Source organism: Massilia sp. 01N417, from assembly GCF_056399645.1.
This window is the reverse complement of the sequence record NZ_JBFTRS010000030.1, coordinates 14478-38574: the sequence shown is the minus strand read 5'-3', so window position 1 is coordinate 38574 and position 24097 is coordinate 14478. Positions and strand designations below refer to the sequence as shown.

The following is a 24097-nucleotide window of genomic DNA, read 5'->3' as shown; positions in this document are numbered from 1 at the left end:
TTCAATTCAGGCCGGCCAGGCGCGGGCGGGCTTCCTGCAGCATCAGCATGCGGCGCGCCGCCTTCAGGGTGGCGACGTCGCGCGACAGCGGGGCCGCCTTGGGCTCCTGCGGCCGTTTCCATCCTTCATGGCGCAGCTCGGTGGCCGGCAGCACGTGGCGCTGCGGCAGCGGCGTTTCGCCCGACAGCCTCACGGTGGCGCTGCCGGCGTCGCAGGGCTGGTCGGTCAGGGTCACGTGGCCGCCCGCGTCGACGCATTTGACGATCTCGTTGCCGGCCAGCGCGGCCGGGGTTGCCATCGATGCCGCGCAGGCGGCAGCGGCAACGATGCTCAGCAGTGTAACTGGACGCTTCATGATGTTCTCCTTTACCTTGGTTCCCATCCTGCGCGCCGCGCCCGCCGTTCTCTGTACGCTGACTCACCGTAAACGAATGTTGCTTTGACAAGCATCCCGCGTGCGCTCAGCGGGAAACTATGACATCATGCCCGATTGATATCACCACGTTTTTCGACTGCGCCGACATGCCGACCACCCCCGACGACGCCGCCAGCCAGGAATTGCGCTTTCGCGAACTGTTCCGGCAGGCCCCGGTCAGCCTGCAGATCCTCGCGCCCGACGGCCACACCTTGCGCGTCAACAAGGCCTGGGAAGCGCTGTGGCAGATCCACGAAGGCTCGGAGCTGAAGCGCTTCGTGCTCGGGGAGTACAACGTGCTGACCGATCCGCAGCTGGTCGCCAAGGGCGTCCATACCTATCTGCGGCGGGCGCTGGCGGGCGAGTCGGTCGAGATCCCGGCGATCCGCTACGACGTCGGCCAGCTCGAGGGCGGCGCCCAGCATGCGCGCTGGGTGACGGCGCGTGCCCATCCAATCAAGGACGACAGCGGCGCCGTGCTCGACGTGCTGCTGATGCACGAAGACATCACCGACCGGGTCGAGGCCGAGCGCGCCCTGCGCCTGCGCGAGGAGCGCTTCCGTTCGCTGGTGATGGCGACCTCGCAGATCGTCTGGACCACCTCGGCGGACGGCCGCGTGCTCGAGGATTCGCCCTCCTGGCGCGCCTTCACCGGCCAGTCCTGTGACGAGTGGAAGGCGCTCGGCTGGCTCGATGCACTGCACCCGGACGACCGCGAGCGCATCGAGCGCCTGTGGCTGCACTGCGTGGCGCGGCGCTCCGTGTTCGAGGCCGAGTACCGGCTGCGCCGCGCCGACGGCGGCTACCGCTGGACGGCGGTGCGGGGTGCGCCGGTCACCGATGAGGACGGCGCCGTGCGCGAATGGATCGGCGCCAACACCGACATCCACGACATGGTCATGGCCCAGGCCGAGCTGGCCCAACGGCTGGAGCGCGAAAAGCGCAACTCGGCCCTGCTGGCCAGGGTCGCCCGGGCCACCCGCATCCTGCATTCGGCGCTGTCGGACAAGGCCATCGCCGAGGCGCTGGTGGAAGAAGTGCGCGCCATCCTCGAGGTGCACCAGGCGGTGGTGTCGCTGAACGACGGCGTGAACCTGGCGCAGGCGATCAATGCGGTGTCGCTGTCCGACAAGTATGCGCGCTACCGCAGCTACGACGCGGCGCCGGACGGCAGCGGGATCTACGCCGAAGTCTGCCGCAGCAACCGGACGATGCGCCTGACCCAGGAGCAGCTGCTGGCGCACCCGCTGTGGAAGGGCTTCGGTGCGCATGCGGCGCAGCACCCGCCGATGCGCGGCTGGCTGGCGGTGCCGCTGATCGACCGCCAGGGGAAGAATATCGGCGTGATCCAGGCATCGGACAAGGCCGAGGGCGAATTCACGGCCGAGGACGAAGCCATCCTGGTGCAGCTTGCCGCGATCGCGGCGACCGGCTTCGAGAACGCGCGCCTGGTCGCCTCGCTGCAGGAGCAGGACCGGCGCAAGGACGAATTCCTGGCCATGCTGGCGCACGAGCTGCGCAACCCGCTGGCGCCGATCGCGGCGGCGGCGGAGATGCTCAAGCTCGGCCACGCCGGCGAGGAGCGGGTCGCCAGGGCGAGCGAAGTGATCGGCCGCCAGGTGCGCCATATGACCTCGCTGGTCGACGACCTGCTGGACGTCTCGCGCGTGACCCGCGGCCTGATCCAGCTGGAGCAGGAGCGGGTCGAGGTCGGCGCCATCGTCGCCAGCGCCGTCGAGCAGGCCCGGCCCCAGTTCGAGGCGCGCGAACATGCGCTCGCGATCGGCGAGGTGCCGCCCGGCGCCGCCGTGACCGGCGACGCCAACCGCCTGGTCCAGGTGATCGTCAACCTGCTGAACAATGCGGCCAAGTACACGCCGCGCGGCGGCCGCATCGCGCTCTCGGTCGGCTGCGGCGAGGGCAGGGTGGCGATCGCCATCCGCGACAACGGCATCGGTATCGACGCCAGGCTGCTGCCGCAAGTGTTCGGGCTCTTCACCCAGGCCGAACGCACGCCGGACCGCGCCCAGGGCGGCCTGGGGATCGGCCTGGCCCTGGTCCGCAACATCGTCGGCCTGCACGGCGGCACGGTCGCCGCCCATAGCGAAGGGCCCGGCCTGGGCAGCGTGTTCACGGTCACTCTCGACGCCATCGGGTAAATCGACATGCAAAACGACTTCGGTTCCGCGGCATCGTCCGGTGCCGGTGCCGGTGCCGGTCCCGGCCCCGGGCCGGGGGCCAGCCAGGAGCAGCGCTTCCAGGGGCTGTTCCAGCAGGCCCCGGTCAGCATCCAGATCCTGGCGCCGGACGGCAGGACGCTGGGCGTCAACAAGGCCTGGGAAACGCTGTTCCAGATCCACGAAGGCTCGCCGCTGAAGGAGCTTTTCCTCAGCGGGGCGCTCAATGTGCTGACCGATCCGCAGCTGGTCGCGAGCGGCGTCACCGCCTATCTGCGGCGCGCCCTGGCCGGCGAGTCGGTCGAGATTCCGCCGATCCGCTTCGACACCGCGCTGCTGGGCGGGGTGGCGCACGTGCGCTGGATCCGGGCGCGCGCCCATCCGATCATCGACGAGCGCGGCACGGTGGTCGAAGTCATGCTGATGCACGAAGACATCACCGAGCAGGTGGAGGCAGAAACCGCGCTGCGCCTGCGCGAGGAGCGCTTCCGTTCGCTGGTGATGGCGACCTCGCAGATCGTCTGGACCGGTGCGCCGGACGGCCGGGTGCGCGAAGACTCGCCCTCGTGGCGCGCCTTCACCGGCCAGTCTTATGAAGAAGGACGGGACTTCGGCTGGCTGGCCGCGATCCACCCCGACGACCGCGAGCGCGCCCGCGAGCTGTGGCAGGCCAGCGTGGCCTCGCGCACCGAGTTCGCGACCGAGTACCGGGTCCGCCGGGCCGACGGCGCCTGGCGCTGGACCGCGGTGAAGAGCGTGCCGATCCTGGACGCGAACGGCGCGGTGCGCGAATGGATCGGCGCCAATACCGACATCCACGAGAAGGTCATGGCGCTGGCGGAACTGGCCCGGCGCCTGGACCTCGAGAAGCGCAACTCCGCGCTGCTGGCCAAGCTGGCGCGGGCCTCGCGCACCCTGCACACCGCACTGTCCTCGACGGATATCGCCGGCGCGCTGGTGGAAGAGGTGCGCCAGATCCTCGGCGTGCGCCATGCCGGGGTGGCGCTGAGCGAAGGACCGCATGTGCGCCAGGCCGTCAAGGCGGTCTCGCGCGCCGACGACGGCGCCGAGCCGGCGCCGATGCGCGCCCGCCTGGCCGTGCCCCTGGTCGACCGCAAGGGCCGCAACATGGGCCTGATCGAGGCCTGGGACAAGCAGGGCGGGTTCACCGAAGAAGACGAAGCCGTCCTGGCGCAGCTGGCGTCGATCGCCGCCAACGGCTTCGAGAATGCGGGCCTGTATGGCTCGCTGCAGGAGCAGGACCGGCGCAAGGACGAGTTCCTGGCGATGCTGGCGCAGGAGCTGCGCCATCCCCTGGCGCCGATCTCGAAGGCGATGGAGACGCTGCAGTCGGCGCACGCCGCCGATGCGCGGGTACTCGCGGCCGGCGAAGAGATCGGCCGCCAAGTGCTGCACCTGGGGGCCCTGGTCGACGACCTGCTGGACGTGTCGCGGGTCACGCGCGGCCAGATCCAGCTGGAACGCTCAAGGGTCGAGGTGGCCGGCATCGTTGCCGCCGCGGTCGAACAGGTGCGGCCGGCGGCCGAGGCGCGCGGCCATGCGCTGGTGGTGGAGCAGGAGGAGGAGGGTCCGGGACGCGGCCCGGCCGTGATCGGCGACGCCAGGCGCCTGGTCCAGGTGCTGGCCAGCCTGCTGGACAATGCGATCAGGTACACGCCGCCCGGCGGCAGGATCCTGCTGTCGGTCACGCGGCAGGCGCCGGCGGTGCGCATCGCCGTGCGCGACGACGGTGTCGGCATCGAGCCCAGGCTGCTGCCCCATGTGTTCGAGCTGTTCACGCGGGCAGAGCGCATGCCGGGGCCGATCCAGGGCGGACTGGGCATCGGCCTGGCCCTGGTGCACAATATCGTCGTCCTGCACGGCGGCACCGTCTCCGCCTACAGCCAGGGACCGGGCAAGGGCAGCGTGTTCACCGTCAGCCTTGCCACGGCTCCGGACTAGGTGCGTTGCCGGCGCCAGGCGCCGGCGCGGCCTTACCTGCGGTTCGGGTTGTTGGGATGGTCGTCGACGCGGTTCGGTACGCCGTCGCCGTCACGGTCGCCACGGCGCCAGCCGCCACGCTCCATCACCCAGCTGCCGTCGCGCTGCACCCAGGTCGGGGCGTTGTAGGCATAGCCGTGGCGTTCGCGCAGCCAGGTGCCGCGCACCCAGACGTAATGGCCGCGGCGGTATTCCCAGTGGCCCGGCGCCCACACATGGCCGCGGCGCGGCGGCGGAGTGCGCTCGGCGCGCGGTGGCGGCGGGGCTTCGCGGATGATGACGGTATCGGCGACCGCCGGGACGGCGATGCTGCCGACGGAACCGGCGATCAGGCTGGCGATCAGAAGCTTGTGCAAGTTTTTCATTGTGGCCTCCTTGTAAGAGTGATGCTGCAGGTTCACTCTACGCTTCCGAAGCCAGCCCGACTGTGCGCGGCTTAACGTGTTCAGGCCTGCAAGCCGGTACCCGGGAGGTCGGCCGCAGCACCCTGTTCGACGATGCCGTTCTCGACGCGGTTGATCGTCACCAGGCGGAACAAGGCCAGCACCCGGATTGCCAGCCAGCCGGCATCGAATTCCCACCAGCGCATCGAGGTCTTTGCCGAGCCCGGGTAGGCGTGGTGGTTGTTGTGCAGTTCCGCGCCCCAGAAGATGATGCCGATCGGGAAGAAATTGCGCGAATGCTCACGCGTCTCGAAGTTGCGGTAGCCGACCACGTGGAAAAAGCTGTTCACGAAACCGGCGGCCCAGATCGGCGATACCGACAGCTGGAACAGCCAGATATAGAAGCCGTGCTCGATGCCGAACAGCGCCATCTCGGCCAGCAGGAAGAACCAGGCGCCCTTCATGCGGTGCCTGGTGTAGAGGTGGGTGTCCATCCAGTCGTCCTTGATGCCGACGCCGTAGGTCTTGATCACTTCCGGATTCAGGGCCGCCTTGCGGTAGAAGAGCACGCCCTTGGTCAGGATGGCCCAAAGGCCGTGCACGATCGGGCTGTGGGGATCCTCGGCGGTGTCGGTCTTGGCGTGGTGCTTGCGGTGCACGGCCACCCAGGCCTTGGTGGTCAGGCCGAAGGTGGTAAGGAACATCCACATCCGGAAGAACTGGCACAGCAGCGGATGGAAGGTGATGGCCCGGTGCGTGCGCGAGCGGTGCAGGTACAGTTCGCTCGCGGCGGTGGTCAGCGCGAACGAGATCGCCATCGCAATCATGACTGCTCCTGGCGAGAGGTGGATAAACCCTGAGAACATCTTCTTCCCTTTTTGTGGATGACAAATTGGGAAGAAGAATAGCGGGGCGGCGTTGTTTTCTAAGCCACGATTACAGGCGCTTTTACCGCCTGTTCCTCGCGTTTGCCCTGCATGTACGCGCGCAAATCAGGCGGCGACCAGCTTGGCGAAGCGCGCCAGGTCGACGTTGCCGCCGCTGATCAGGATGCCGACCTTCTTGCCGGCCACCGGCACCACGCCATGGAGGGCCGCGGCCGCGGCGAGGCAGCCGGTCGGCTCGACGATGGTCTTCATGCGCTCGGCGAAGAACTTCATGGTCTCGACCAGCTGGGCATCGCTGACGGTGACGATGTCCGACACCAGCTTCCGGATCACGGCGAAGTTGTGCTGGCCGAGGTGGCTGGTCTGGGCGCCGTCGGCGATGGTCTGCGGCACGCCGATGTCGACGATCTGCCCGCTGCGCAGCGACTGCTGGCCGTCGTTGCCGGCTTCCGGTTCGACGCCGATCACCTTGCAAGTCGGCGACAGCTTCGAGGCCGCCAGCGCACTGCCGGCCAGCAGGCCGCCGCCGCCCAGCGGCACCAGCAGCAGGTCCAGTTCGCCGACCTCGTCGAACAATTCCTTGGCGGCGGTGCCCTGGCCGGCGATCACGTCCGGATGGTCGTAGGGCGGAATCAGGGTCATGCCGCGCTCCTTCGCCAGGCGGGCGCCGATCTCTTCGCGGTTCTCGGTATAGCGGTCGTAGAAGATGACTTCGCCGCCATAGCCCTGGGTGGCGCGCACCTTCAGCTCCGGCGCGTCCTTCGGCATGATGATGGTGGCGCGGATCCCGGCCAGTTTCGCCGACAGGGCGATCGCCTGCGCGTGGTTACCGGACGAGAAGGTCAGCACGCCGGCCTGGCGCTGCGCCTCGCTGAATTTCGCGATGGCGTTGCAGGCGCCGCGGAACTTGAAGGCGCCCATGCGCTGGAAGTTCTCGGCCTTGAAGAACAGCTGCGCGCCGGTCATCGCGTCGGCGGTGCGCGAGCTCAGCACCGGGGTGCGGTGGGCCGCGCCGGCGATGCGGGCGGCCGCCTGTTCGACGTCGGCGTACTGGAGTTGGGTGTCGGTCATGTCTGTCAGCCCTTCGTTCGGTTGGATCGAAAGGCGACAGTATAGCGGAGGGTCAGGCCGCCAGCGGGAAGGCAAACTGCAGCACCAGCCCGCCGCCTTCGCGGTTGCGCACCAGCAGCTCGGCGTTGTGGCGGCTGATCACGCGCTCGACGATCGCCAGGCCGAGGCCGGCGCCATTGGCCTGGCCGCGCGCGCTGTCCAGGCGGGTGAAGGGGCGCATGAGCTGCTGGATCTGGTCGTCCGGCACGCCGACGCCCCGGTCGCCGATCTCGACCACGGCGCGGCGGCCATGGCCCGTCATCTTCACGTGGCAGGCGATGTCGATCTCGGTGACCTCGCTTCCCGGTGTCTTGCCGTAGCGGCGGGCGTTCTCGATCACGTTGTTGATCACGCGCCGCAGGTCGGTGGCGTTGGCCGGCACGCGGATGCCCGGCTCGATGGAGGTGGCGGTGCGCACGTCCGGCAGGCGGTCGGCCGTGTGGGCGCAGTCTTCCAGCAGCTCGGACAGGTCGACCGGCACGAAGGTGGCGGTCTCGGTCGGGCGCGCGAAGTCGAGGAACTGGCCGATGATGGCGTCCATCTGCGCGATGTCGGACTGCATGCCGTCGCGCGCTTCCTGCGACAGGTTGGCCATCTCGACCTCCAGCTGCATGCGCGCCAGCGGCGTGCGCAGGTCGTGCGAGATGCCGGCCAGGATGATCGCGCGGTCCTTCTCGAGCTGCTGCAGGTCGTCGACCATCTGGTTGAAGCTGCGGTTGGCCTCGATGATCTCCTTCGAGCCTTTTTCAGGCAGGGCGGCGGGGCGCTTGCCCTGGGCGATCGCGCGCGCGGCCGCGGTCAGGCGCGCCAGCGGCCGGTTGATCAGGGTCGAGATCAGGGCCGCGCCCAGCAGCGACAGGGCGCCCACCACGGTGGCCCAGCCCAGCCACTGCACGCGCGTGAGGCCGGCCAGGCGGTCGCGTTCCAGCATCAGCCAGTATTTGTCGCCGTCGATGTCGAAGCTGACCCAGAAGCCCGGCATGTCGTTCACCTTGCGCGAGAAGCGGGTGTCCTTGCCGAGGCGCTCGCGCACCATGGCGGCGATCTCGGGCATCAGCGCGTTCGAGGGCGGCGGCTCGACCTTGTCGTCCGGTTCCAGCGTGAGGATGCGGATGCCTTCGTTGGACACCAGCTCGAACAGCAGTTCGCGCCGCAGGTCGGGCGCCGAGTGGGTCAGCGCCGCCTTGGTGAGGGTGACCACCGAGACCAGCAGTTCGGCGGTCTGCTCGGCCTGCGGGCCGCGCTGGAATACGTTGATCATCCCGATCCACGATGCCATCGACAGCGTGGTCAGGAAGGACAGCAGCAGGAAGGTGCGCCAGAACAGGCCGCTCTTCATGCGGCCGAGCAGGCGCGCGCGGGGTCTTTCGAACATCGCCTGGGACACTTAGCGCGGCTGGCCTTCGGGGATGAACACGTAGCCCAGGCCCCACACGGTCTGGATGTACAGCGGGCTGGACGGATCCGGTTCGATCAGCTTGCGCAGGCGCGAGATCTGGACGTCGAGCGAGCGGTCGAACACTTCGTACTCGCGGCCGCGCGCCAGTTCCATCAGCTTCTCGCGCGACAGCGGCTGGCGCGCATGGCGGGCGAACACCTTCAGCACCGAGAATTCGCCGGTGGTCAGCGGCACGGTCTCGCCGTTCTTCTTGAGCGTGCGGGTGCCGAGGTCGAGCACGAAGTCGCCGAACTCGAAGGTTTGCGGGGTCTCGGACGGCGCGCCGGGGATCTCGTCCGGGCCCTTGCGGCGCAGGACCGCGTTGATGCGGGCCACCAGTTCGCGCGGATTGAAGGGCTTCGGCAGGTAGTCGTCGGCGCCCATCTCGAGGCCGACGATGCGGTCCACGTCTTCGCCCTTGGCGGTCAGCATGATGATCGGAGTCTGGTCGCCGGCGCCGCGCAGGCGGCGGCAGATCGACAGGCCGTCCTCGCCGGGCAGCATCAGGTCCAGCACCAGCAGGTCGTAGCGCTCGCGCAGCCACAGCTTGTTCATGGCCGGCGCGCTCTCCGCGGTCACGACCTGGAAGCCCTGTTCGGTCAGGTAACGGCGCAGCAGGTCGCGCAGGCGCACGTCGTCGTCGACCACCATGATCTTCGCGGAATGGCCGCTGTTCTGGCCTCCGTTATTCGGGGTAGTTGCATTCATGAGTCTGTCAGGATTTGTCAGATTAATGTCGCTATGGTAACTTCATATGGCTTAGCGGACGGGAGTTATTGCTGAGGCATTACATTGTGTTACAAACTTTACCCATTTAGCCTTATACCGCCAGGGGAATCCACATAAACTGGCCTCACGTCGAAACTGAAACTGAAACCGAATCTGAATCACAGCTTATCCCCTTACTTGGCATCGCGGAAGAGGCACACCATGAACAGCGTCACTCACCACTACGCAGGAACGAAGGCAGGGCGGATCGCCCGCTGCGCGCTTCGCAGTGCGCTGGCGTGCGCCCTGGTCATAGGCGGCGCCGGGACCGCGTTCGCCCAGCAGTATGGCGACCGCCGCGACGACCCGTCGATGCAGCAGTCCGGCCGCGGGCATATCTCGCAGGACCGCGATCCGCGCTACGATGTCCGCGCCTACGAGGAACAGCGCCGCCTGCAGCAGCAATACCAGCAGCAACAGCAGCAGCAGCAACAGCAGTTCCAGCAGGAGCAGCGCGAGTCGCGCCGCAGCCCCCGCATGACGCCCGACGAACGGCGCGACCTGCGGCGCCAGATCAACGAAGCCGGCATGGACCTGTACCCGCCCCGGCGTTGATGGCGTCGCGCCGGTTTGTTTCTTTGATGCAATCTAGGTTGCCAGATGTTTATTTAGCGTCTGCAACGTGATACGCTACCCAGTCTATACCCCGGCCCAAGCCTTGCCGGGGTAGGTAACCTGGACTGGGAGTATCAAGTGCCTACGGATCCTGCCGCAGCGCCGGCGCAAGCACAGGCGGCCCGCTTTGCCGCCACCTGCCCCGAGCACTGCATCGCCAAGCGCCATGACGGCGTCTACGCCGATCCCGCCGTGCTCGGCACGACCCTGGTCGCCGCCATCGACAGCATCTTTCGCGGCGGCCACTATCTTTCCGGTATCGACTACCCGGTCCTGCTCAAGGCCTTGTTCGACCACGGCCCCGCGCTGCCGACAGCGGCGGACGGGGCGGCCCAGGCCCGCATCGCCGCCGACATCCTGCCTTTCGATCCCGCCCGCCGCGAACTCTACCGCTCGGTGAAGATCGGCGGCGGACGCGCCGAATACTATTTCGAACCGGTCTGGCTGCCCGATCCCGCCGACCCCGACGGTCCCGGCATGCCGGCCCGCCTGGATCTCGACGAGTTCGTCGCCGACATCTGGCTCAAGGGCATTCGCTTCGGCGTCGACCTCGACGCCGTGCGCACCGCCATCGCCAGCGGCAAAGCCGATCGCATCACCGTGGCGCGCCGCCTCGAACCGGTGGCGGGCGAGGATGCCCGCATCGCCGAAGTCTCCGATGACATCCACCGCAACGACGCGCCGCGCCAGCTGCCCAACGGGAAACTCGACCTGGGCAGCTTCCAGAACCGCTTCCCCCAGATCCAGCCCGGCGTGCGCCTGCTGCAGAAGATCCCGCTCACCGAAGGCAGGCCCGGCTTCGAGATGGCGGGTTCGCAACTGGCGGCCAAGCCCGGGCGCGACCTCGACCTCGGCGAATATGCAGGCGAGGGCACCGGGGTCGAGCGCCTGAAGGAAGGCGAATTCCTGGTTTCGCAGCAGGCCGGCTTCCTGACCGTCGACTCCTCGACCAGCCGGATCTCGGTGGGCGCCAAGATCGTCAGCCGCGACGGCGTCAGCGCCAAGACCACCGGCAACCTGCAGCTGACGGGCGATTACGAGGAATTCGGCGAGGTCCAGGAAAAGCGCGTCATCGAGGGCGAGAGCATCACGGTGCATGCCGACGTGTTCGGGAACCTGGTCTCGCGCGGCGGCACCATCCTGCTGCATGCCAACCTGGTGGGCGGCAGCGCCCACAACCGGCGCGGCGACATCCGCGTGTGCGGCGTGGCGTCCGGCGCCGTGCTGCAGGCCGAGGACGGCGCGGTGGTGCTGGAGCGCGCCGAGAACTGCGTGGTGTCCGGCACCCGCGTCACGATCGCGCATGCGGTCAACTGCGAGGTGATCGGCGACGAGGTGCACATCGGCCAGGCCGAGGGCAGCGCGATTGCCGGCCGCCGCGTGACGGTCGAATTCGCGATGCCGCGCAAGCAGGGCGAGATGCTGGTCTACGTGCTGCTGCCGGAAGGCGCCCAGGTCGAGGAAGTGATCGCGGCGGTGGGCGCGCGGCTGGCGCAGTTCGAGCAGCTGGCGGCCCGGCACAAGGCGCAGATGGATGCGCTGACCGCACAGCCGGACGTGCGCCGCTACCTGATGCTGGCCTCGCGCCTGCGCAAGAACGAGATCAGCCTCACCCCCGAGCAGGCGCGCCAGTTCCAGCGCATGGCCCACGACGTGGCGCCGGCGCTGAAGGCGATCGGCGAGGTGTCCGCCAGGATCAAGCCGCTGGATGCGGACCTGGAGCAGGGCCGCAAGGTGCTGGCCGACCTCGAGCGCCAGCGCTGCGATGCCGCCTGCGCCGCCGCCGTTACCGTGCACCGGGTGCAGGGCGATACCCTGGTACGCGTGCTCGGATTCAGCCCGGCGTCCGGCAGTCCGTATATCATTGCCCCGCGCGACATCAAGGCGCGCCTGCGCGGGCCGCAGTCCGGGGAGCTGCTGTTCTCCGGCGCGCAGGGCAGCTTCGCGTGGAGCAGCGAGCAGGCCGCGACGGCCTGACGAATCCCGAGAGAACAGAGAGCACAGAGGAGACAGCTTGAAAACCATGCATACGACATGCCGCCGCAGCCTGATCGCGACCCTGGTGGCGGGCGCCGTACTGGCGCTGCCGGCCGGCGCCAACGCAGCCGCCGCCAAGGCCGCGCCTGCGAAAGCCCAGGGCAAGCCGACGGTCGCCGAGGCGGAGCGCTTCATCAAGGACGCCGAAGAGAAGCTCGAGCAGCTCGGCCTGGACGCCCAGCGCGCCGAGTGGGTGGCCGAGAATTTCATCACGCTCGACACCCAGGCGATGACGGCCCAGGCCAACGAAGGCTTCCTGACCCTGAGCGGCGAAACCGCCCTCAAGGCGCGCCGCTACAAGGACCTGAAGCTGCCCGAAGCCAGCGCGCGCAAGTTGATGCTGCTGCAGCAGACCCTGATGCTGCCGGACGCCGCCGACCGCGGCGCCTACGCCCGCCTGGCGGCCCACATGACCGGCGCCTATGGCTCGGCCAAGTACTGCCCGCCGGCCGCCGCCGGTGCCGCCGCGCCGGCCTGCATGCCGCTCGGCGAACTGGAAAAGGTGCTGGCCACCAGCCACGATCCGAACCGCCTGAAGGAAGTCTGGCTCGGCTGGCATGCGCAATCGCCGGCCTACAAGGACGACTACGCGAAGTATGTCGAGCTGTCGAACAAGGGCGCCCGTACGATGGGCTATGCCGACACCGGCGCGCTGTGGCGCTCGGGCTACGACATGAGCCCGGAAGCCTTCTCGGCCGAGATGGAGCGCCTGTGGCAGCAGGTCAAGCCGCTCTACGATTCGCTGCATACCTACACCCGCTACAAGCTGCGCCAGGCCTACGGCGCGTCAAGCGTGCCGCAGAATGGCCCGATTCCGGCCCACCTGCTGGGCAATATGTGGGCCCAGACCTGGGACAACCTGTACCCGCTGCTGAAGCCCGCCACGAAGGAGGGCGGCGAAGACCTGACCGCGCTGCTGGAAGAGCGCAAGACCGACGCCGTGGCGATGACCCGCTACGCCGAGGGCTTCTACACCTCGCTCGGCATGCGCCAGCTGCCGGCCACCTTCTGGGAGCGCTCGCTGCTGACCAAGCCGCGCGACCGTGAAGTCGTGTGCCACGCCTCGGCCTGGGACCTGGACGGCAAGGACGACGTGCGCGTGAAGATGTGCATCACCCCGACCGCCGAGGACTTCCGCACCATCCACCACGAGCTGGGCCACCTGTACTACGACCTGGCCTACAGCGCGCAGTCGCCGATGTTCAAGAACGGCGCCAACGACGGCTTCCACGAAGCCATCGGCGACACCGTGGCGCTGTCGATCACCCCGGCCTACCTGAAGCAGATCGGACTGATGAAGAGCGAACCGGATCCGTCCCAGGATATCGGCCCGCTGCTGTACACCGCGCTGCAGAAGGTCGCCTTCCTGCCCTTCGGCTACCTGGTCGACAAGTGGCGCTGGCAGGTGTACGCCGGCCAGGTGAAACCGGCCGACTATGACAAGGCCTGGTGGGCGCTGAAGGAGCAGTACCAGGGCGTGTCGCGCCCGGCCCCGATCGCCGCCAACGGCTTCGACGCCGGCGCCAAGTTCCACGTCGCCAGCGACACCCCGTACGCGCGCTACTTCCTGGCCGCCATCCTGCAGTTCCAGTTCCACCGCGCGCTGTGCCGCGAAGCCGGCTACACCGGTCCGCTGAACCGCTGCTCGGTCTACGGCAACAAGAAGGCCGGCGCGAAGTTCCAGCAAATGCTGGAGATGGGCAAGAGCAAGCCATGGCCGGAAGCGCTGAAGGCCGTGACCGGCGAAGACAAGATGGATGCGACGGCGATGCTGGATTATTTTGCGCCGCTGAAGGCCTGGCTGGATGAGCAGAACCGGGAGCTGGCGAAGACGGATGGTTCCGTCAAGCCGTAAGCTTTGATCCGCCATCCCCGCTTTCGAGGGGATGGCGTTCAGGCGCCGCGTGTTTTAGCCAGCAACTCGTAACACCCCGCCGCATCCCCAGGCAGCCCCGCAAACAGCGCGGCATCGCCATCCTCCACCACCCCCTGCTCGACCAGCATCCTCACCTTGCCCAGGTAATCGCTCAGCATCAGCAAGCGCCCCAGCGGCGACATCACCGACCCTTTGCGCAGGCCGCCCTGTTCGTCCAGCGCGCGCACCACGCTGTCCGGGAAGTTCCATTCGCGCGCGATGTTGACGCTCAGGCGGCGCGTGTCGCCGCCCAGCTGGGCCCAGAACACGCCGGAGCCGAGCAGCGCTTCGCCCTTGGTCGCCTGGTCCATGCTGCGCAGCGCCACCGTCAGCCCGACGTTTTGCAGCAGGGCGGCCAGGAAGGCGTCGAAGGCTTCGATGCCGAGGCTGGGCGCCAGCTTGCGCGCCGCCATCGCGCAGCGCTCCGAGTGCTCCCACAGGATCGGCGCCAGGCGCCGCACGTAGAAGCCGGAATGGACGTCGATGATGGGGCGGAAGGCGACCGTCGTGATCAGCTGGCGCAGGCCTTCCTGGCCGATCAGGATCACGGCCTGCTCGACGCTGGTGACGGTGGCGCCGGTGCCCTGGTAGCAGCTGTTGGCGAGGCGGATCACGGCCGCCACCAGCACCACGTCGGAGGAAATGGTGCGCGACAGCGCGCTACCGGAAAAATTCTCGCTGCGCAGGCTTTGCAGCAGCTGCGGGATCAGGCCCGGCATGCGGCGCACCAGCGCGGCGCCCGACTGCTGCGAGGACAGGATGCCGGCCAGGGTCTCCAGCACCTGCGCTTCCTGGGGATTCAGTTCCAGCCCGCCCTCGTCGGGACGCTCGTACAGCCAGGCGTTCCAGGCGCCGCCGACGCGGTCGAGCAGCTCGAACGGCACCGGCGGACCGGCCGGCCGCGCCCCTGCATCCGCCGCGGTGACGGCAGCGGCTGCGGCAGTCGGCGCAGCGGCCGCAGGCGGCGCTGCCGGTACGGGGTCGGGGATGGAGGAGTGCGCAGGGGCGGGCCCGGGCCGCGCGGGCGCGGGTGAGCCGGAAATCAGGCGTCGCAGCCACCGGTACATGTCAATTCCTCTTCGTTTCGCTTGCGCACATGGGCGGACATTGTACGGGCGGGCCCGGCGAAAGCAAGCTTGCTTTTGCTTTCAGGAAAAGTTGACTGTACTCAAGGTGAAATGAGGCGTCCGCCTTAGCATGACAATCTTGAAGAAAGGACGCGCCATGCATGACACGACGACTTCTCGCGGTTCCCAAGCGGCTCAGTTCCTGAGCTTCACGCTCGGCGGACTAGAATACGGCATCGACTTCGCCAGGGTGCAGGAACTTCGTGTGCTCAAGGCGCTCGAGCGCTTCGCCGCGAGCGGCGAGATCATCGGCGGTGTGGCCGTCTCGCGCGGCGTGATCATCCCCCTGGTCGACATGCGCGTGGCCTGCGGCACCGCGCCGGACGCGCCGGACCCGATGACCGACGTGATCATCCTCAGGCTGAGCAGCTGCGTGATGGGGATGGTGGTGGATGGCGTGACCGGCGTCGTCACCCTGGTGCCGGAACAGGTCGCGCCGCTGCCGGCGCCAGCGCCGGACGGCGCGCGGCCGGACTACCTGCTCGGACTGGGGCAGGCAGGGGGACGGCGGCTGATTCTGGTGGATATCGAGAAGTTGATGTCGGTGACGAGGCCGGCGGCGCGGCAGGTGGCCTGAACGTTTGCGGTCGTTACCGCGGGAACGAAGGTTCGTAAGCCAGCTTAAGCCGCCAAGGCCTCCAGCTGCTCCTGCAACTCCAGCCACTCCTCCTCCAGCGACCCCAGATCGCGCACCACGAACGCCTGGTCCGCCACCAAGGTCTTCAGCTCATCCTTCTTGTCCGCCTCGTAGATCGAAGGCTCCAGCAGGCGCGCGTCGATCTCCGACTTGCGCGCGTTCAGCTTGGCCATCTGCTCTTCCAGTCGCTTGATGCGGTTCTCGATCGGCTTCTTCAGGGCGGCCAGGCGCTGGCGCTCCTCGGCTTCCAGGCGCTTCTGTTCCCTGCGGTCGACGGCGGGCACCACGGCCGGCGCGGCGGCCGGCTTGTCGTCCTTCGCCGGCAGAGGGGTCGTCTCATTGCCTTTGGCCAGCTTGGTCTTGAACAGCCAGTCCTTGTAGTCGTCCAGGTCGCCGTCGAAGGGCTGCAGGCGGCCGTCGGCGACGATGATGAATTCCTCGGTGGTGGCGCGCAGCAGGTGGCGGTCGTGGGAGACCACCACCAGCGTGCCTTCGAACTGGGCCAGCGCCAGGGTCAGCGCCTCGCGCGTCTCGAGGTCGAGGTGGTTGGTCGGTTCGTCCAGCAGCAGCAGGTTGGGGCGCTGCCACACGATCAGCGCCAGCGCCAGGCGCGCCTTTTCGCCGCCGGAGAAGGGCTTGATCGGGCTGGTCACCATGTCGCCCGGGAAGTTGAAGCCGCCCAGGAAGTTGCGCAGCTCCTGCTCGCGCGTGGTCGGCGCAATCTTTTGCAGGTGCCACAGCGGCGACTCGTCATGGCGCAGCATCTCGACCTGGTGCTGGGCGAAGTAGCCGATCACCAGGCCCTTGCCGAGGGTCGCGGTGCCGGCGAGCGGCGCCAGTTCGTTGGCGATGGTCTTGATGAGCGTGGATTTGCCGGCGCCGTTCACGCCCAGCAGGCCGATGCGCTGGCCGGTCTGCAGCGAGAAAGTCACGCGCTGGACGATGGTCTTGCCGCCGACCTTGTCGCCGTGGCCGTCGAGGATCGGGTAGCCGGCGTCGACGTCTTCCATCACCAGCAGCGGATTCGGCGCCGACACGGGGTCGCGGAACTCGAACGAGAACTCGGCGGCGGCGCGCAGCGGCGCCAGTTCTTCCATCTTGGCCAGCGCCTTCATGCGGCTCTGGGCCTGGCGCGCCTTGGTGGCCTTGGCCTTGAAACGGTCGACGAAGGACTGCAGGTGGGCGCGGGTGCGCTGCTGCTTCTCAAAGGCCGCCTGGGCCAGCACCATGTGGGCGGCGCGCTGGCGCTCGAAGGCCGAGTAGTTGCCGGAGTAGCGCTTCAGCTTGCGCTCGTCGATGTGCACAACCACGTTGACGATCTCGTCGAGGAAGTCGCGGTCGTGGGAAATGATGATCAAGGTGCCCTGGTAGCGCTTCAGCCAGTCCTCGAGCCAGATGATGGCGTCCAGGTCCAGGTGGTTGGTCGGCTCATCCAGCAGCAGCAGGTCGGAGGGGCACATCAGGGCCTGCGCCAGGTTCAGGCGCATCCGCCAGCCGCCCGAGAAGCTGGCCACCGGCTGCTGCATCTGCGCCAGCGAGAAGCCCAGGCCGAGCAGCAGCTGTTCGGCGCGCGACTGCACCGTGTAGGCGTCGGCGTCGGCCAGCGCCGAGTGCAGGTTGCCGATCGCGATGCCGTTGTCGTGGCTGTGCGGCATCGCTTCCAGGCGATCGAGTTCGGCCTGCAGGGTGCGCAGGTTGGCGTCGCCGTCGATCGCGTATTCGATGGCCGGACGGTCCAGCGCCGGCGTCTCCTGGGCCACGTAGGCCATGCGCCAGCGCTGCGGGAAGTCGATCGCGCCCTGGTCCGGATGCAGCTCGCCGCGCAGCATGGCGAACAGGCTGGATTTGCCGGCGCCGTTCGCGCCGATCAGGCCGATCTTGTCGCCGGGGTTGAGGGTGAGGTCGGCGTCTTCCAGCAGCGGCTTGGTGCCGCGCATGAGACTGACGTTGGAGAATCGGATCATGGGAACTAAGTGGTAGAGCGTCGTTCCCGCGAAGGCGGGAACCCAAGTTTTATGGTTCGCTGCGAACTTGGGCCCCCGCCTTCGCGGGGGCGACGTTGGTCACGGGATGACGGTGCTAGCGTACAGGGTCGAAATTATTGTGCCAGCTGCTCGGCAGTCAGCAGGAACACCGCATCATCCCCCTGGCTGGTGGTCAGCCAGGTCAGACCCAGGTGGCCGAAGGCCGCTTCCGCATAGTCGCGCTCGTTGCCGATCTCGACCACCAGTACGCCTTCCGGCGTCAGGCGTTCGGCGGCGCCGTCGACGATCTTGCGCACCAGGTCCATGCCGTCCTCGCCGCCGGCCAGGGCGATCTGCGGCTCGCGCAGGTATTCCGGCGGCAGCTTGCCCATCGAATCGCTGTTCACGTAGGGCGGGTTGGTGATGATCAGGTCGTACTTCTTGAACGGCACGTTCTCGTACAGGTCGGACTCGATCGGGTTCACGCGGCCGATCAGTTTGTAGTCGCGGATGTTACGCTCGGCCACGGCCAGCGCGTCCTTCGAGATGTCGACCGCGTCGACCAGGGCGTTCGGGAAGGCGTCGGCCAGCATGATCGCCAGGCAGCCGGAACCGGTGCACAGCTCGAGCACGTTCTCGACGCTGTCCGGATCCTGCACCCAGGGGCTGAACTGGTTCGGGATCAGCTCGGCGATGAAGGAACGCGGCACCAGCACGCGCTCGTCGACGTAGAAGTTATAGCTGCCCAGCCAGGCCTCGTTGGTGATGTAGGCGGCCGGCACGCGCTCGCTGACGCGGCGCTCGATCACGGCCAGCACCTGCAGCACCTCCTCTTGTAACAGGCGCGCGTCGAGGAAAGGCTCGAGCTTGTCCAGCGGGAGCTTCAGGGTGTGCAGGATCAGGTAGGCGGCTTCGTCGAGGGCCTCGGCGCTGCCATGGCCGAAGAACAGCTTGGCGGTGTTGAAGCGGGTGACTGCGTAGCGCAGCAGGTCGCGCGGCGTGCAGAAATTGGGCGTGGTCATGGCCATGTGGATGATCTCGCAGAGAGTCGGTTACGCCGCGGACGGCGAGGGCGCCAGCAGCGCTTCCAGCGTGCGGCGATAGATGTTCTTGAGCGGATCGATGTAGCGCAGTTCGATGTGCTCGTCGATCTTGTGGATGCTGGCGTTCGGTGGACCGAATTCTATCACCTGGGGGCAGATGCGGGCGATGAAGCGCCCGTCGGAGGTCCCGCCGGTGGTCGACAATTCGGTGCTCACGCCCAGCTCATGCTTGATGGCGCCGCAGATTGCATCGGACAGCGTGCCCTTCGGCGTCAGGAAGGGCTCGCCGGACAGGGTCCACTTCAGGTCGTAGTCCAGGCCATGGCGGTCGAGGATCGCGTGCACGCGCGCTTCCAGGCCGTCCGCCGTGCTGGCGGTCGAGAAGCGGAAGTTGAAGTCGACTTTCAGCTCGCCCGGGATGACGTTGTTGGCGCCGGTGCCGGCGTGGATGTTCGAGACCTGCCAGCTGGTTGGCGGAAAGTATTCGTTACCGTCGTCCCATTTTTCCGCCGCGAGTTCGGCCAGCGCCGGCGCCGCCAGGTGGATCGGGTTGCGCGCCAGGTGGGGATAGGCGATGTGGCCCTGCACGCCCTTGACCACCAGGCAGCCCGACAGCGAGCCGCGGCGGCCGTTCTTGATCATGTCGCCCAGCACGTGGCTGGAGGTCGGCTCGCCGACCAGGCAGTAATCCAGGGTCTCGCCGCGCTCTTCCAGCAGCTCGCAGACCACCACGGTGCCGTCCACGGCCGGGCCTTCCTCGTCGCTGGTGATCAGGAAGGCGATCGAGCCGGCATGGCCGGGATGCGCCTCGACGAATTCCTCGACGGCGACCACCATCGCGGCGATCGAGGTCTTCATGTCCGATGCGCCGCGGCCGTACAGCTTGCCGTCGCGGCGGGTCGGCGTGAAGGGCTGGGATTGCCATTGCTCGGTCGGACCGGACGGGACGACGTCGGTGTGGCCGGCGAACACGAATACCGGCGACGCCGCGCCCCTGCGCGCCCACAGGTTGGTGACGCCGTTCGACTCGATCGTCTCGCAGTGAAAGCCGAGCGGGGCCAGCAGTTCTTTCAACTTCTGCTGGCAGCCCTTGTCCTGCGGGGTGATCGAATCGAGGGCGATCAGCTCCTCGGTCAGCTGCAGGGTGCGCGAAGTCTTCATGCCGGCCAGTCCCCGAAAGTCTGCTCGTACCGGTCGGCCGAGAAACCGACCATCAGCGGCCCGGCGCCGGCCAGGACCGGGCGCTTGACGACCGAGGGATTCTCCAGCATCAGCTCGAGTGCGCTGGCCTTGTCGACGACTTGCGCGCGGCGCTCGTCGGACAGCTTGCGCCAGGTCGTGCCCTTGCGGTTGACCAGGGTCTCCCAGTCGGCCTGTTCGAGCCAGCCGGTCACGGTTTCGCGGGACAGGCCCTGCTTCTTGAAATCATGGAACTCGACGTCCTGGCCATGGTCGGCCAGCCAGGTGCGCGCTTTCTTGACGGTGTCGCAGTTCGGAATACCGTAGAGAGTTTTTTTCATGGCAAAGATTGCTGCGCCGGCTGTCCGGCGGGTATTGCTGGGGAATGGAAGGCGCAAAGGATAGCACAGGCAGCTATCCGCATGGATAGTGTAGCAATCCCTGGAAAGGAAGACGCGCCCGGATTGAACGGGCGCGGCTGGGGACGGCGAATCCCCGTCCCCAGCCGAAGAGGCGAGCTTATTTGACGAAGCGGATCGTCATCGGATAGCGGTAGGCGATGCCATTGCTGGCCTTGATGGAAGCAAGGATCCCGAGGATCAGATTGGAGAGCATCACGATCCAGAACAGGAACAGGCCGATCAGGATGAAAGACAACACGAAGCAGATGACGTAGGCCAATAGCAGCGTCAACTGGAAATTCAGCGCTTCGCGCGCGTTATCCGTAATGAAGTCATCGTTCTCGCCCTTCTTGATCAGGTAAATGACGAGTGGCGCGAGCCAGCTGAAGAAGATGCCGCCGATATGCACGAGGATCGCCAGCGTCTTGTCGCCGCGATAGGGTCCGCTGATTGCTGCGTTTTCCATGTCTTTCCTTTTATTTAGAATAATTCGACGTTCATTGCATGATCATCCAGCCGTCGCTGCCTTTTACAAAGCGCGCGGAGACGACGTTTTTGCCGGCCTTGCCGATGACTTCGATGTCGCAGCGATGAGCATTCTGTCCATCGTCCTTGCATCCTATCTTTTTGACTTGCGGCACTTCCGACGCGAATGCGGTCCCGAACCCAATGGCCGACATCTGACGGTTACTGGTTTCGATGGATTTCTTGACGGCCGCGTTCATATCGCTTTCGGAGGGGCCGTTGCTGCAGGCGGTGAGCAAGGCCGCCGCAAAGACTGCCGGGATTTTCTTCATCATGGTCATCCTTAGTTGTCCGTTGAGTGCTTACTTGAAATACAGATTCCGGGCCTGCATTTCCTGCGATTTCTTTTTGACGGCGTCCATCTGGTCCGCCCCGCTGATGACGCTGCCGTCGGCGAAATAAAAGGACGGCGTCGAATAACCCTGGCCGAACACGAAGTCGAGATCGCGCAGGGTGAATACCGGCATGGTCGTCGGGCTGCACCACCAGTTGCCGTCGCGGGTCCGCTCGCGCGATCCCGACGATTTCCTGGTCAAGGCTTTCTTCCATGCGCCAAGCTTGTCGTCGGCGCAGAAAATCCTGTGGACCTCCGGCAGGTCGTCACCCGGATTGATGGTCATGGTCGGGAAGACGCGATAGGACATGCCGGACTTTTCCAGCAGCGGTTCAACCTTGAGCGAATACGGGCAGGATGGGCTGGTGTACAGGATGAAGGTCGGCTTTCCCTTGCCGACCGCAGGGAGGCCCGTCGTGTCCATGTTTGTCAGCATCTGCTGGATGTACGGCCGGCTGTCTTCTCCATATTTGAATCCGCCCCTGTTCTTGTCGTAGACGATCCAGTCTGCGCTTCCCTTGCCGAATTGCGTCTTTCGCACATAGAAACCGCTGCCATCGGATGGGAAAAACACCATCGGCTGCCATTCGAACAGAAGTCCCATATTGCGTGCCCATTGCTCCGCTTCCTTGGGATCGTCCGGCCGAACCATGCGCAAGGAATACATGCCCGGAATTGAGGTCGTCGTGTAAGCCTGAACGGTGGGGCGGTCGATCAGGTAAGTACGCCGCCATTCGTGCTCGGGTAATTCATTGCGGGCGGCGAGTTCCTGGATCAGCTTCGTATAGGCAGGCAGCGCATCGTCGCTTCCAGGCTTGGCGGCCTGGGAAGCGGCGGTTTCCGCCGCCGGGGCGGGCGCCACCTCGGGCTTGTCGACAGCACGCTTCAGGCCACTCAACAAGTTGCCGATGGTGAGTTTTCCATCCTGGGCGCGGGCCTCGTGGGGGACGTGGGTGAGCAGCGCCAGCATGCAGGCAGCCAGTATATGGCCGCGCGTCGCACGCGGAGAACACCCGGTCCTCCGGAAGTTTTTGTCGTTCATGTTTCGTACCGTCTCGGTGGGGGAATATCAGGCATCCACGCTGACCAGGGGATTGCCGATCCTGATCGGGGCCGATTTGTCGTACACGTCGTAATGAACCCGCGTCACGACCGCTTTCGCGGTATTGCCATCCACTTGACGGACATAGAAGTGGACGACGCTGTGGAGTTCGAGACGGTTGCGCACCCGGAGTTCTTCGATCTTCTTCGCGAGTTCCAGGTTCTCGACCTTGATCTGGCATAGGCCGGGGGACATCAGCTCGAAGACGATGCCGGCTTGCTGGCGGTTGAAATGCGTCATGTCCTTCAAACAGCTCCCATGCGAAACGGGGAAGCTTTTGGCATCGAAATCGTAAGGACTGCTCAGGTACAAGGTCGGGCTGATCGCGGCAAGGTGTGCGTCAGGCCGGTTGACTTCCATACTGTAGTATTTCTGCGCCTTGTACTGGTCGAATACGGCTTTCACGCGCGGGAGTTCGCTGGCGGCCAGCTCGCGCTTCTTGAACGCATCCTTCTCGTTGTAATAGCGGGGCGAGAACATGTTGAGCAGATCCTCGTCGCCGGTGTTTTCCTTTGCCTGCGCGCTGACGAGATAGGTAAGCCATACTGCTTGCTCGTCGTCGTAGTCGATTCGGGTGTAATTTGCCATTGGCAACTTCATGTCCGGCCCTTTGGGCTCGTTCGGCGTCGTGCTTGCGACAGCAGCCGTTGCGGGGGACGGGGCGTTCGCGGCCTGGCCGGCAGTTCCCGGCTGCGCTGCCTGAGGCGACTGAACGCTGCTTTCTTTCGGGCTGCAAGCCGCGAGTGCCAGCGCGGCCAACGCCATTGACAAGAAATATTTGGACATGTAATTCCTTTTGATCCGTTTGTATGGAAAACCGTGTGGCTCCACAAGGGAGCTGCAGTTGGCTTTTCGACATGCTAAGGCTGGGGATCATGGAATTCCATGGAACGGATGTACTACGAGCTTAGGAACCTTCCGTGAGCACCGCCGCGAGTTCGGTTTTGTTCGACACGCCGAGCTTGCGATAGACGGAATGCAGCTGATTCCGGATCGTCGCCGGCGCCACGACGATTTGCCTGGCGATCTCCTTGTATTGGAAACCTTGGGCCGCAAGCATCGCTACGCGCAATTCTGCCGGGGTCAGCCGCTCATGTTGGTTGCGGTTCAAGCTGACATTCAGGTAGAGGGTGTTTTCGCATATGCGGGCCTGAACCGTAATGTTTTTGCCCGCGAATATTTTGGCGGTCGAAGACTGTAAGCCGGCCAACAGCGCCGGCGGCAAGAAGGGTGGGGTCCATTCTTTCCACTCGCTTTGGAGCAGGCCGATGGCGCCGTTGTCGGTGAAACAGAGTTGTCCATCGAGCGTTGCCAGCATCAGTCTGTTGCGTACCGGCGGCGACGCCACGTTCGGCTTGAGCCGGCGGTTGATTTCGCGTGCCTGGATCAGGTGGGGAAGGAAGAGCGTAGCGTCGTGTGCATGTTTGGCGCTGTAGCTGTCACGCTTGCTGGCCCGCCATAAACCCAGCGTGGGCACAGCGCTGTCGAAGGTTTTGTCGGAGACGAAGGCAAGCGAATGCGCCGTTTCGTATTTGCGGCAATACGACAAGGTTTGCGGATCGTAGGGCATTGCAGTGATATCGGCGATCACGCTTTCGCCGCGTTGCCTGAATGCGCGCACCAAGGTCATGTCCTGACTGTGGAGCGAACCGTTCTGTTGCAATGTTTCCTGGCCGACCGTCTTGATACGGTCGCGCAGTCTTTCGACTGGTGTCGCTTCCAGATACAAGTTCTGCACCACGACCTTCCGTTCCGACGACACTGCCAGGTCAGCCAGCACGCAGGAGTCGAAACTCACGTACTTCTTCAGTTCGCGTAACGCATTCCGGTTGAATTCCATCGGGCTGCAATATTGCGCACTTTCGTACACATCGACCAGCGATTTGTTCAGCGTATCGATCATCAGCGATTTTCCGGACACGGCGCGTCCACTGTCATTCAACCCTTGCCGGGCGCCTGGTACTGCATGAAGTAAAGTCTGGATTACTAAAAGTTGCTGAACATTATAAAATACATATTGCAGAAAAGAACATGATTCT

At 66.0% G+C, this 24097-nt stretch carries 22 protein-coding genes; 6 read left to right on the top strand and 16 right to left on the bottom strand.

The features are described from left to right. Position 1: 1 nt before the first annotated feature. A complete protein-coding gene (locus AC1DOQ_RS24600) occupies positions 2-355 on the bottom strand; it encodes a DUF4124 domain-containing protein (RefSeq protein ID WP_477370250.1) in 354 nt (117 codons plus the stop codon). A gap of 167 nt (positions 356-522) precedes the next feature. Here AC1DOQ_RS24600 and AC1DOQ_RS24595 point away from each other — a divergent pair, with 167 nt between their 5' ends. Beyond that, entirely contained in the window at positions 523-2574 is a 2052-nt protein-coding gene (locus tag AC1DOQ_RS24595) for a PAS domain-containing sensor histidine kinase (RefSeq protein WP_477370247.1), read from the top strand. A gap of 6 nt (positions 2575-2580) precedes the next feature. Continuing rightward, a complete protein-coding gene (locus tag AC1DOQ_RS24590; RefSeq protein ID WP_477370244.1) occupies positions 2581-4554 on the top strand; it encodes a sensor histidine kinase in 1974 nt (657 codons plus the stop codon). Positions 4555-4586: 32 nt separating this feature from the next. Here the strand turns inward: AC1DOQ_RS24590 and AC1DOQ_RS24585 are convergent, their stop codons facing one another. The 5 genes from AC1DOQ_RS24585 to ompR form a co-directional block, all read right to left on the bottom strand. Then, positions 4587-4958 carry a YXWGXW repeat-containing protein gene (locus AC1DOQ_RS24585; RefSeq protein ID WP_477370241.1) on the bottom strand — a complete coding sequence of 124 codons (372 nt, stop codon included), beginning with the start codon at positions 4956-4958 and terminating at the stop codon, positions 4587-4589. 80 nt (positions 4959-5038) lie between these two features. Then, positions 5039-5803: a fatty acid desaturase gene (locus tag AC1DOQ_RS24580; RefSeq protein ID WP_477370238.1), complete on the bottom strand. Its 765-nt coding sequence runs from the start codon at positions 5801-5803 to the stop codon at positions 5039-5041. A gap of 165 nt (positions 5804-5968) precedes the next feature. After that, positions 5969-6934 (bottom strand): threo-3-hydroxy-L-aspartate ammonia-lyase, encoded by a 966-nt coding sequence (locus AC1DOQ_RS24575; protein WP_477370234.1) that lies wholly within the window; start codon positions 6932-6934, stop codon positions 5969-5971. 52 nt (positions 6935-6986) lie between these two features. Continuing rightward, positions 6987-8348 carry a sensor histidine kinase gene (locus tag AC1DOQ_RS24570; protein ID WP_477370231.1) on the bottom strand — a complete coding sequence of 454 codons (1362 nt, stop codon included), beginning with the start codon at positions 8346-8348 and terminating at the stop codon, positions 6987-6989. A gap of 12 nt (positions 8349-8360) precedes the next feature. After that, positions 8361-9119 (bottom strand): osmolarity response regulator transcription factor OmpR, encoded by a 759-nt coding sequence (ompR, locus tag AC1DOQ_RS24565; protein ID WP_477370227.1) that lies wholly within the window; start codon positions 9117-9119, stop codon positions 8361-8363. Between the two features lie 222 nt (positions 9120-9341). On the opposite strand from ompR, the gene AC1DOQ_RS24560 reads away from it, so the two are divergent. The 3 genes from AC1DOQ_RS24560 to AC1DOQ_RS24550 all read left to right on the top strand — a co-directional run bounded on the left by AC1DOQ_RS24560 (position 9342) and on the right by AC1DOQ_RS24550 (position 13686). Next, positions 9342-9734: a hypothetical protein gene (locus AC1DOQ_RS24560; RefSeq protein WP_477370224.1), complete on the top strand. Its 393-nt coding sequence runs from the start codon at positions 9342-9344 to the stop codon at positions 9732-9734. A gap of 138 nt (positions 9735-9872) precedes the next feature. Next, a complete protein-coding gene (locus AC1DOQ_RS24555) occupies positions 9873-11771 on the top strand; it encodes a flagellar assembly protein A (RefSeq protein ID WP_477370221.1) in 1899 nt (632 codons plus the stop codon). Positions 11772-11817: 46 nt separating this feature from the next. Continuing rightward, entirely contained in the window at positions 11818-13686 is a 1869-nt protein-coding gene (locus tag AC1DOQ_RS24550; protein WP_477370218.1) for a M2 family metallopeptidase, read from the top strand. A 38-nt stretch (positions 13687-13724) separates the two neighbouring features. Here the strand turns inward: AC1DOQ_RS24550 and AC1DOQ_RS24545 are convergent, their stop codons facing one another. After that, complete coding sequence (locus AC1DOQ_RS24545; protein ID WP_477370215.1) at positions 13725-14813, bottom strand: HDOD domain-containing protein; 1089 nt, start codon at positions 14811-14813, stop codon at positions 13725-13727. A gap of 157 nt (positions 14814-14970) precedes the next feature. Between AC1DOQ_RS24545 and AC1DOQ_RS24540 the strand changes: the two genes are divergently transcribed. Further along, positions 14971-15450 carry a chemotaxis protein CheW gene (locus tag AC1DOQ_RS24540; RefSeq protein WP_477370212.1) on the top strand — a complete coding sequence of 160 codons (480 nt, stop codon included), beginning with the start codon at positions 14971-14973 and terminating at the stop codon, positions 15448-15450. A gap of 44 nt (positions 15451-15494) precedes the next feature. On the opposite strand, the gene AC1DOQ_RS24535 is transcribed toward AC1DOQ_RS24540, so the two are convergent. The 9 genes from AC1DOQ_RS24535 to AC1DOQ_RS24495 all read right to left on the bottom strand — a co-directional run bounded on the left by AC1DOQ_RS24535 (position 15495) and on the right by AC1DOQ_RS24495 (position 23961). Beyond that, a complete protein-coding gene (locus tag AC1DOQ_RS24535; RefSeq protein WP_477370209.1) occupies positions 15495-17474 on the bottom strand; it encodes an ATP-binding cassette domain-containing protein in 1980 nt (659 codons plus the stop codon). A gap of 134 nt (positions 17475-17608) precedes the next feature. Next, positions 17609-18496, bottom strand: a complete 888-nt coding sequence (gene prmB, locus AC1DOQ_RS24530; RefSeq protein WP_477370206.1) for a 50S ribosomal protein L3 N(5)-glutamine methyltransferase — start codon at positions 18494-18496, stop codon at positions 17609-17611. Between the two features lie 30 nt (positions 18497-18526). Further along, positions 18527-19678, bottom strand: coding sequence for a succinyl-diaminopimelate desuccinylase (gene dapE, locus AC1DOQ_RS24525; protein WP_477370203.1), 1152 nt, complete (start codon positions 19676-19678; stop codon positions 18527-18529). Beyond that, complete coding sequence (locus tag AC1DOQ_RS24520; RefSeq protein WP_477370201.1) at positions 19675-20037, bottom strand: ArsC family reductase; 363 nt, start codon at positions 20035-20037, stop codon at positions 19675-19677. The genes dapE and AC1DOQ_RS24520 overlap by 4 nt, the downstream gene beginning before the upstream one ends. Positions 20038-20215: 178 nt before the next feature. Continuing rightward, the gene (locus AC1DOQ_RS24515; RefSeq protein ID WP_477370199.1) at positions 20216-20563 is read right to left on the bottom strand and encodes a DUF4870 domain-containing protein; all 348 of its coding nucleotides are present in this window, start codon (positions 20561-20563) and stop codon (positions 20216-20218) included. A gap of 31 nt (positions 20564-20594) precedes the next feature. Next, the gene (locus AC1DOQ_RS24510; protein WP_477370196.1) at positions 20595-20897 is read right to left on the bottom strand and encodes a hypothetical protein; all 303 of its coding nucleotides are present in this window, start codon (positions 20895-20897) and stop codon (positions 20595-20597) included. Positions 20898-20924: 27 nt separating this feature from the next. Next, a complete protein-coding gene (locus tag AC1DOQ_RS24505) occupies positions 20925-21926 on the bottom strand; it encodes a thioredoxin domain-containing protein (RefSeq protein WP_477370193.1) in 1002 nt (333 codons plus the stop codon). Positions 21927-22025: 99 nt separating this feature from the next. Then, positions 22026-22844 carry a hypothetical protein gene (locus AC1DOQ_RS24500; protein ID WP_477370190.1) on the bottom strand — a complete coding sequence of 273 codons (819 nt, stop codon included), beginning with the start codon at positions 22842-22844 and terminating at the stop codon, positions 22026-22028. 121 nt (positions 22845-22965) lie between these two features. Beyond that, positions 22966-23961, bottom strand: a complete 996-nt coding sequence (locus AC1DOQ_RS24495; protein ID WP_477370187.1) for a helix-turn-helix transcriptional regulator — start codon at positions 23959-23961, stop codon at positions 22966-22968. Positions 23962-24097: the final 136 nt, after the last annotated feature.